Origin of the sequence: Holdemanella porci, from assembly GCF_019052655.1 — a bacterium.
GTDB lineage: Bacteria > Bacillota_I > Bacilli_A > Erysipelotrichales > Erysipelotrichaceae > Holdemanella > Holdemanella hominis.
On record NZ_JAHQVB010000070.1, the window covers coordinates 1 to 9,502 of the forward strand.

A 9,502-nucleotide genomic window follows, 5' to 3' on the forward strand; every position below is an offset into this window, starting at 1 on the left:
TCGACAGTTTTTCACATACCGCATTCCCCTGTTCCGAAACCAAAATCTTAATATACAAAAAAAGATGAGTTTCCTCATCTTTACTAATTATTCTTCACATAATTATAAATATGAATCATTTCCTCTGTAGGAATATCTACACCATAGAAATCTTCTACTTGCTTAAACGCCTTCTTAACATAGTCCACAAAATCTTTGTGTTCATTTAAGAAATCCGAGCTTGGATCATACTCAGCATTTCTTGAAACAACAAGTCTTTCAATCAAGCAACAAATATGTACGTACAATCCAAAACAAGTTCGATTGCTGAAACGAACCCCAACATACTTTTGTAAAACATCAATCGCATTGGCAACCTGCTCTAATAGTTTTGTCGGATTTAATATCGTTAGTGCATTCATAATATTACTCAATGAGAAATTATGCAGAATATTTTTATCAAACAAAGACAGCTGTTCTTCATCCATATAATCCTTGAAGTATTGATTGAAATCACCAAATGTATCTTCAATAATCAAATCTTCAATACCCACAAATGGAATGTCCTCCATATTTGGATCTAACGTTCCAAGTACACATAAAACGTCATATTCTTCAAATACATTGTTCTTTTTACCTAATTCAATCAATTCCGAATAATTCAACGTCTTCACATCTAAATTGATTCCATCTGGAAAAGATTGCTCCAACATCGACTTTAATTTCTTGGCCGTACCCAATCCACTTGCGCAAGAACATAGAATGACTGGCTGTTTTTGTTGATGCTTTTCAATATGATACGCAAAATTGACACGGAAAGCATCAATCGTTTTTTGTAATATGCTCTCCATCTCTACATTATTACGAATTCCATTTCCAATTTCTAAAGCGATTGGAGTACTCACATTGTTGATAATTCCAATATTCGCATTCTCTATATGCAAACCTTTATAAATATCTTCCAAACTACCCATATCCACTAATAGATACAATTCTTTGACCTTGCCAATACGATCCAAATAACGATTCAGTTTCTCAATCATTGTAGTCGTATCAATATATAAAGGCATATCTAGCGCATCAAATATATATTGTCCTAAGAAACGATTGGCTGCATCCGCAATACTAGAAGCCGTAGAAAAACCATGTGATAGTACAACGGCTGCTTTTTGAGAAAGCCTTGAATCTTTTTGTACATTATAAACATAGAAGATAAACGTACAAATAATGATGGAATACATGTCCATTTCTAGATAGGACTTTAAATACGTACAAATTTCTAAAGATACATTCGTCGCTCTAAAAAATTCTTCCTGCAACAATTGATATAAATCATCACATTCTTCTTCATGTTTTAAAAACCAGCTTCTTAAATCATGATATTCATGATGAATCTCATCTAAATAAGATGCGATAGCTAACGTTTCATTATTTGTGATTTTTAATCCATACCGCGATTCAATCAAGTTAAAGATATGCTGCACACCACGATTATAATAATCTACCTGACTTGATTCTTTCTTTCTAAAGATCAAGTTATCAAAATATTTTTGAACATAATTCTTTTCTTTTGCCATAAAATCCGCCAAGCTTGTATGTTCCTCTTTATATTTTCGATAACACGCCAACAAGCTATCATTTAATTGAAGAATTTCTTTTGTACCATTATAGTACCCCTGCAAATCCTCCACATATATATATTCATCATCGTCCAAGACCGTTTTTTGATTCGCATAAACTTGCTGTAAAAGATCTTTAGGCAAACTATCCAAATGAATCACTAATTCGTCATTGACCTTATCAAATAAAGAATTGATACAACAAGACTGTACACTACTCTTTAATTGACCAATATTACCTGGCATCTTACTTTGTAACAGCGCATTATACACTTTACTGCTTATTTTGATCTGACAATCTAAACGTTTTTCTTCCTGACTAAAAATGTCATGCAACAACTCAATACGCTCTTGCGTACCTCTTTGTTCAAGACTAGGAATGGTGATTGTCATTGGAATACGTCGCATTAATGTTTTTAACAGCACTTTATCCGGATTTTCTGTAGTCGCAAATACAATACGAACATTAGACTTATACCACTTTTCATTATCACCCACACGATGATAAATACCTTGATCCATAAACAAGAACAACTTTTCTTGGCATTCAGCCTTTAATTCATGCACCTCATCCAAGAATAAAACACCATTATCTGCTAACGCAATCAAACCTTCATTGTCTTTTTCAGCCCCTGTAAAAGCACCTTTAACATGACCAAATAAGTTGGCCGTTAATAATTCCGGATTATTCGCATATTCACTACAGTTTACCTGTACAAATTGCCCATTTTTTGAAATGACACCCTGATTTCTTGCCCACTCATATGTCAGTTTCGCAATTAAAGACTTACCCGTTCCCGTAGGCCCATAAAGCAGCATAGGCAATCCATTAGGAGGATATGAAATGGTAGCTTTACATTGTTTAACCGTTTGAGCCAAAGAATGATTCATGCCCACTAGTTTTTCAAAATCCTTCTTTTCCTGATTTGACAATAAATCATCTATACTCGCATATAAACTATTTTTAAAAGGAATTCCCTTTTCTTTCAAATATTCAACCGAAATGAAACAAAACGGTTTTGATTCAATGCGAATCAATTTATTTTCTTTTACTAATTTATTTAATACAACAGAAACCTGTGAGCGGCTAATCTTTAAATTTTCACTTATCAAGGCAACTGTTGTTTGTTCAAATTCACTATTATTACAACATGCCAAAATATATGCCAATATTTTTTCTATCATACGACCCCTCCACTTTTTTTGAATTATTATACCATAATATGTTATAACATATATACATATGAAACAAGATTTGATTTATACACATACCTACAAACAAACACTCCATATGACAACGGGTTTAAAGTCGCATCTAGAAATATTAAGTAAAGATAGACAGACTTTATCGGATCTTTTATATAATGTCAGTCAAAATAATCCTTTTTTAGAATACACTCCAAGTCAAGATATTCAACAATATCTTGAAGCAGGCATTTCCAATAAGCCAAGTCTAAAGGATGAACTTTATTTACAGCTGCATACAAGCACTAAAAAATACAATGAACCCATTGCCCATTATATTATTGAATCCTTAGATAATCATGGCTTCTTTGATCAAGACATCCAAACTGTCCTATCGGACTTAAAATGTACTAAAACACAATTTGAAGAAACACTCTCTTTCATTCAAACCTTTGAACCCATTGGTGTGGCTGCTAAAAATAGTATTGATTCTTTAATGATTCAATTAAAAGAAAAAGGCTATACAATCGCATACACTATTTTAAAGAATTATTCAAAAGAACTTGAAGAAAAAGATTTCTATACAATTTCTGAATCTTTAGATATACCTTATGAATCTGTATTTGATGAATTAGCTCACATGCAAGAGTGCAATCCATTTCCTTGCAGTGAATATGACACAGAAGGTACGACAAATTTAGCTTTACCTGAATTCACAATTGAAATTGATGAAGATCAATTAAAAATCATCCCCAAAGAAATGGGAAATCTATCGCTTCATTGCGAAGAAGTAAAATTGTCAAAAGAAGCTAAAAAATATTTAAATGAAGCTAAGTTTTATATAGATAGTATCAATCGTCGAAACAAAACCATTCTTCTACTCGCAAATATATTGATCACACATCAAAAGAATTATTTTCTATTTCAAGATGATTTAAAAGAATGCACACTTAAAGAAATTGCTCAAGAATCAGGCTACTCGATTTCAACCGTTTCTAGGACTTTGAGTGATAAATATTATGAATTTAATGATCATATGTATCCTGTAAAAGATTTATTTATTTCAAAAACACACAAAGGAAGCAGTAAAGACTCTATTCAAAAGGCCATTCAATTATTAATTGAAGTGGAAAATCCAGAAAATCCTCTACAAGATGAAGAAATTGTAGAAGAACTTGAAAATATGGAACTCTACGCATCCAGAAGAACCATATCAAAATATAGAAAGGAATTAAATATTCCCAATTCGAAACAAAGAAAAAAGGCGAGACTCTACTAAATCTCGCCCCTCACCTTGTTTTCTCCAAACTTTTTAAGTAGTCTTCAACATTTAAGTACTGAATAGAATCCATTTCTGTATTTTCTCCACGATAAATAACATAACGTCCTGTGATATTGCCATATCGATGTATCGTCATCGCACATTTTTCTTCATCATTTATATGTCGATATTGTTCACGTGCTCGTTGGTTACTATATTTTATTTCATATATTTCACAAGATAATGTTTTTGGATCTTGCACAACCATATCAAACTCACCGATTGGAAATTGCAATTTAAAAACATGTTTATCTTTTTTTGCGAGTTTTGTTTCCAAAAGAACTATATCCTCCATCATTCTGCCACGAATTTCACTAAGTAAACGTTCTAAAATATGTGTCCTTTTTTGGATATCTAATTCTTGGAATTTTTCGTCTAAAAGAAGATTCTCAACAATAGCTTCAGCTTGTGCATATCTTAAACCAGGTTGTGTAACAACAACAATTTTACTCTTCTGTTTTACTTCTGGTAAATATTCTAAATCTATTTCTTTTATTAAGTCCAATATCGCCAGATACTCTTTTATTTGAGTCATATGCACATCACTAATATCAATACTTTGTTCTTCCTTATTTAAAATATCAAGCATGTTTTTTATTCCCAGAGTAACCTTATCTAGTTCCATATGTTTTCGAATATTTATTGGATCCACTCTATCTCTCAACAAATTATTGGCAGTAACCCCTAGATCATGAGATTTAAATGTACTTTCTACAACACTTTTAGTAAATCTATGATTCATATCTTCTACTACTCGATTAATCACATTCGTAAGCTCTCCCTTTTCATATAAATCTAAAAGTTGACGAAAATGACCACCATATTGATACATCTTTAAGGAATGTTGGATATTCTTCGCAATTGACGTATTAATATACTCTTCTGTATCCTTAATATTTGAAAATGGTGTGCTTGCATTATAATTAATTCCACCAAGACTCATTGTCCCTCCATACCGTATATACTCATCAATCCCATATATACCAAGTACATTTTCAAATTCTCTATAGGGTATAAATGTTGTATGAAGCATTATGCATCGATCGTATAATTGTTCTTCTTTAGAAAACGCAAAGCCAAGTGAATCTGTGCCAGAAAGAACAATTTTCATTCCACTACTGGCATATATATCAGAAAATAAAGAAGCCCCTTCAATGAAATCTTCCATCAATGTCACTTCATCCAAAAATACATATTTATATCCATTTTTTTCTAATAGTCTAAGATCTTCATCAATATCGGATAAAGAATCTTTTGATGTAATTTGAATAAATGCAGCTTTATTAAAATCAGATTCAGACAATTCTAAAATAATTTGACGAATCAATGTGGTTTTCCCTGTTCGTCTTAATCCATACAATATGAATACTTTATCAGCTATGTCTTTGAAGATATAATCTCTAAGCATTTGAATACATTCTCTTTTTTTATAGTTTCGTATAATTGAAATTAAAGATTTTAATCTATCCCCAACAAGCACCTTTGTCTTAAAATCAAGATTTTTTTCTTTAGGCATACATTGTTTTAATTTTTTTAATTCCTTTTCTAATTTTTTCCTTTTCTCAATATTCGATATAAGTTCATCAACTTCATCTGCTTTTACATATTTTTCTATTCGCTTCCCATTCTGAGTGATTCTATGATAATAATAAATATTACCATGTACATTCTTTTTAGAAACACCACCTGCCGGTAAAACGGCAATCTCACGCTCTATTTCTGCGATATGCTCGATTATTTTCTCATTATCCATAATTCTTCACCCACAATCTTTTATACCCATTATACCCATTATTCATTTTCACTTCAAGGGTATAAAAAAGAGACGACTAATAAATATCGCCTCTAACTAATTTCTTTGAATATATATGATAATACCACATCAATAGCGCTGCATTTACAATCCATGTCAGTGGCCATCCCAAGAATACAGTAATTAATTCCAAACTGAATTGTGTTGCCACAAATAAATAGACTTGTCTTAAAATAACGAAACATAAAATCATCGAATACATTGGTACTTTAGATAATCCAACACCTCTTAAAGCACCTGCCGTAATGTGGGATAAAGGAAGGAAGATATAGCCTGGCGCAAAGACAGAAATCATAGTCACACCAGCTACAATCACATCTTTATCTTGTGAGAACAATCCGACTAAGAACTCTCCATTTGTATAAATCAAGAAAGCTCCTAATGCGATAATAACTTCACACATCAATAATGTTGTATACAAGCCTTTTCTTACACGCTTATAGTTTTGAGCTCCATAGTTCTGTCCCACAAATGTTGTGATGGCCATCGAGAAGCTTTGAATTGGTAGCTGCAAGAAACCATCTAGTTTTGTAGTTGTACTATATCCTGCAACAGCAGCCGATCCAAATTTAGAAATATACGATTGAACAATCACATTGGAAAAAGAAACAATACTATTTTGTAGAGCTGCCGGAATTCCTATTGAAATAATTCTTGATAGAATTGGCTTTGAAAAACGAATCTTAGAAATATATACCTTATAATCTTTATCTGTATGTATTAACTCGCACATAACTAGAATGGCTGAAACGAGCTGTGCCAAAGTTGTCGCAATACCCACACCAGCAACACCTAAATGAAAGTAGATCACAAACACAAAGTCTAGAACAATATTCACTAAACTGGATACAACTAAGTAAATCAATGGATTTTTACTATCCCCTAAAGCTCTTAAAATACCGGCTCCCATATTATAAATTAATGAAAAGGATACACCCGCAAAATAAATCTGTAGATAAATCACAGCCAAAGGTAAAACTTCTTTAGGCGAACCAATCATGACTAAAATGGGTTTAGATAGAGCAATACCCAATATTGTGAATAAGACACATAAAACTAAAGTTAAAGCTAAAGATGTATGAATCGAATCCTGCATCTTTTTTGTTTCTTTAGCTCCAAAATATTGTGCAATCACAACACCAGCACCTGTTGATAATCCCATAAAGAATCCAACCAACATATTAATAATAGAAGTGGATTGTCCTACAGCTGCTAAGGCATGTGAACTGACAAAGTTTCCTACCACATACGAATCGACTGTATTGTATAATTGTTGAAATAAATTCCCAACCAGTAATGGTAAAGAGAAAATCAAAATCGACTTCCATATACTTCCCTTTAATAAATCTGTACTTTCCAACGCCTTCACCCTTCCCAAAAGAAAATGCAGAATTCCAATTGGTCTTCTACATTATGTAAAATAATTTTAACTCTTTTCTGAAAAAAATGAAAGCTTATCCTAAAACCACATCCAATATCATCATGATACAAAATCCAAACAAGAAAGAAAGTGTTGGAAGATTCGAGTGTTTTCCTTGTGCCATTTCAGGAACAAGCTCTTCAACCACAACAAACAACATAGCGCCTGCCGCAAAACTTAAACAAAGTGGCAAGCATTGTAGGATCCAATTTGAAAACAAAATTGTAACATAGCCAAATACAGGTTCAACAATCCCCGATAAGGCACCTACCAAAAATGCTTTATGTTTCGAATAGCCATTACTCTTTAATGGCAAAGAAAGAATAGCACCTTCGGGAAAGTTTTGAATCGCAATCCCTATAGATAAAGCTAAACTCGAAAAGAGATTTCCTGTTTGAATCGCATGTGCTAGTACAATACCTACGGCCATACCTTCTGGAATATTATGCAAAGTAACCGCAAAAACTAGTTTTGTCGTTTTCTTTAGATGCGACTCTTTTCCCTCTTCATCATTTGTTCCAGGATGCATGTGAGGTACAATACAATCTAAGAAAAGCAGTAATAAAGCTCCTAAGAATATGCCAAGCACAATGGCCAAAATATTCTTTTCTTGTTCCATCGCTGGAATCAATAAAGACCAAATACTTGCAGCCACCATAACACCTGAGGCAATACCGGAAAAGCATCTAGACAAAAGTTCATTCTTTTTATTTTTGACAAAGAACACAACGGCTGAACCCAAAGTCGTTCCAAAAAAAGGAATTAGTAATCCTAACCACATAATCATCACCGTAGTTAGCATAAACTAATCCCTTTATATTCGTCAATTCAAATGCAAATTGTATGTAAATCCATGATGTTCAATATAATCCTCTAAGATCCATCCCTTATCATGAATTTCTTTAGCTGCTTCTTTCCCTACATATCTAAAGTGCCATGGCTCATTGGTAGCTCCTGTACGGGCTCCCGTATTTTCTGGGAAACGCAAAATAAATCCATATTTATAGGCATTTTCTTCAACCCAATTATAGTCTGATGTTTCGCCAAATGTCCCATACGTTCCATCCATTACACTTTGACTTGTTAGATCCACACTCAATCCGCATTGGTGTTCACTTGATCCTGGAATCGAAACTAAACTTGCCGCATAAGCCGCATCATACATCGCAAAATATTCATTATATACTGCTAATTGTGTGTCATAAGAACGATACGAACTCTTGATTGCAATACTATAACCTTGTTTCAAGCCATCCTTATACATATTTTCAAGGGCAGTTGCCGCTTCATCTCTTAATTGCCCCACTTCACTTTCATAAGGAATATTTACATCTCTTAAATCACTTGGTACATAATCACTTGGAACACTAAAACCATTTTTAATTAAAACCAACATATTTGAGGGATCCTCAATGGTATATGTACGATCATCACGCTTACTTGAATCAATGCCTGGATAAGAAACGGTTAATACAGCTTTTAAAGGCTTTAATCCAGAATCCACATATTCCTTGATATCTTTGATTTGTGCCCCTTTAATCGCCAAATATTTCTTTGCCTTTTTATAAGGTACTCTTGCTGAAATCAATGTATCCAAATTTGAAATGGTATATACATCTGAATTCTTAAACAAAATATCTTTTGTATACCCTAAATAATTCAAATCTTCCATTCTTTCATAGTAAGAGTCAATATAATACACCACTTTTTTTACGCTCTTTTTAGAAGCCCTGTAATACTCATCATACAACAAGTAATGTGCATCATTCTTTACTTTATCCCACTTTGAAATATTAATGATTTGATCATACTGCAAGATATCTTTAATATCTTCCTTCTCTAATTCTAATACAACCTTTTTATCTTCTTTGTGATACCCTTTAATACTCAAACGAATACTTGTAAAATTCGCAATCATTAATGCGATACAAACGACTGGAATCAACGCGACAATTGCGATTCGTTTCGTATTTACTTTTCTCTTTTTCTTTGCCATAAACTCACCCAAATCATTATATAGAATAAGGTTGTGAAAGACAAACGAGTTTTATTTACAAATTATTTTCATATTATATGTAATTTTTTACATTACATGATACAATATATTCTAGAGATAATATGAAGTGACCTCCTATTGTCAATACGTGGATTACGACTCATAATTG

6 protein-coding genes are annotated in these 9,502 nt (G+C 32.7%); 1 reads left to right on the plus strand and 5 read right to left on the minus strand.

Annotated features, from left to right (window positions below; all coding sequences use genetic code 11):
• Nucleotides 1-83: 83 nt before the first annotated feature.
• Complete coding sequence (locus KTQ83_RS10155) at nt 84-2,783, minus strand: sigma 54-interacting transcriptional regulator (RefSeq protein ID WP_217256748.1); 2,700 nt, start codon at nt 2,781-2,783, stop codon at nt 84-86.
• A 58-nt stretch (nt 2,784-2,841) separates the two neighbouring features.
• On the opposite strand from KTQ83_RS10155, the gene KTQ83_RS10160 reads away from it, so the two are divergent.
• A complete protein-coding gene (locus tag KTQ83_RS10160) occupies nt 2,842-4,062 on the plus strand; it encodes an RNA polymerase factor sigma-54 (protein WP_217256747.1) in 1,221 nt (406 codons plus the stop codon).
• A 10-nt stretch (nt 4,063-4,072) separates the two neighbouring features.
• Here KTQ83_RS10160 and KTQ83_RS10165 read toward each other — a convergent pair whose 3' ends face one another.
• The 4 genes from KTQ83_RS10165 to KTQ83_RS10180 all read right to left on the minus strand — a co-directional run bounded on the left by KTQ83_RS10165 (nt 4,073) and on the right by KTQ83_RS10180 (nt 9,333).
• Nucleotides 4,073-5,857 (minus strand): AAA family ATPase, encoded by a 1,785-nt coding sequence (locus KTQ83_RS10165; protein ID WP_217256746.1) that lies wholly within the window; start codon nt 5,855-5,857, stop codon nt 4,073-4,075.
• Nucleotides 5,858-5,933: 76 nt separating this feature from the next.
• Nucleotides 5,934-7,286, minus strand: coding sequence for an MATE family efflux transporter (locus KTQ83_RS10170; protein ID WP_217256745.1), 1,353 nt, complete (start codon nt 7,284-7,286; stop codon nt 5,934-5,936).
• A gap of 85 nt (nt 7,287-7,371) precedes the next feature.
• Nucleotides 7,372-8,124: a ZIP family metal transporter gene (locus KTQ83_RS10175; RefSeq protein ID WP_186999343.1), complete on the minus strand. Its 753-nt coding sequence runs from the start codon at nt 8,122-8,124 to the stop codon at nt 7,372-7,374.
• Nucleotides 8,125-8,160: 36 nt separating this feature from the next.
• Nucleotides 8,161-9,333, minus strand: a complete 1,173-nt coding sequence (locus KTQ83_RS10180; protein WP_217256744.1) for a M15 family metallopeptidase — start codon at nt 9,331-9,333, stop codon at nt 8,161-8,163.
• Nucleotides 9,334-9,502 lie beyond the last annotated feature (169 nt).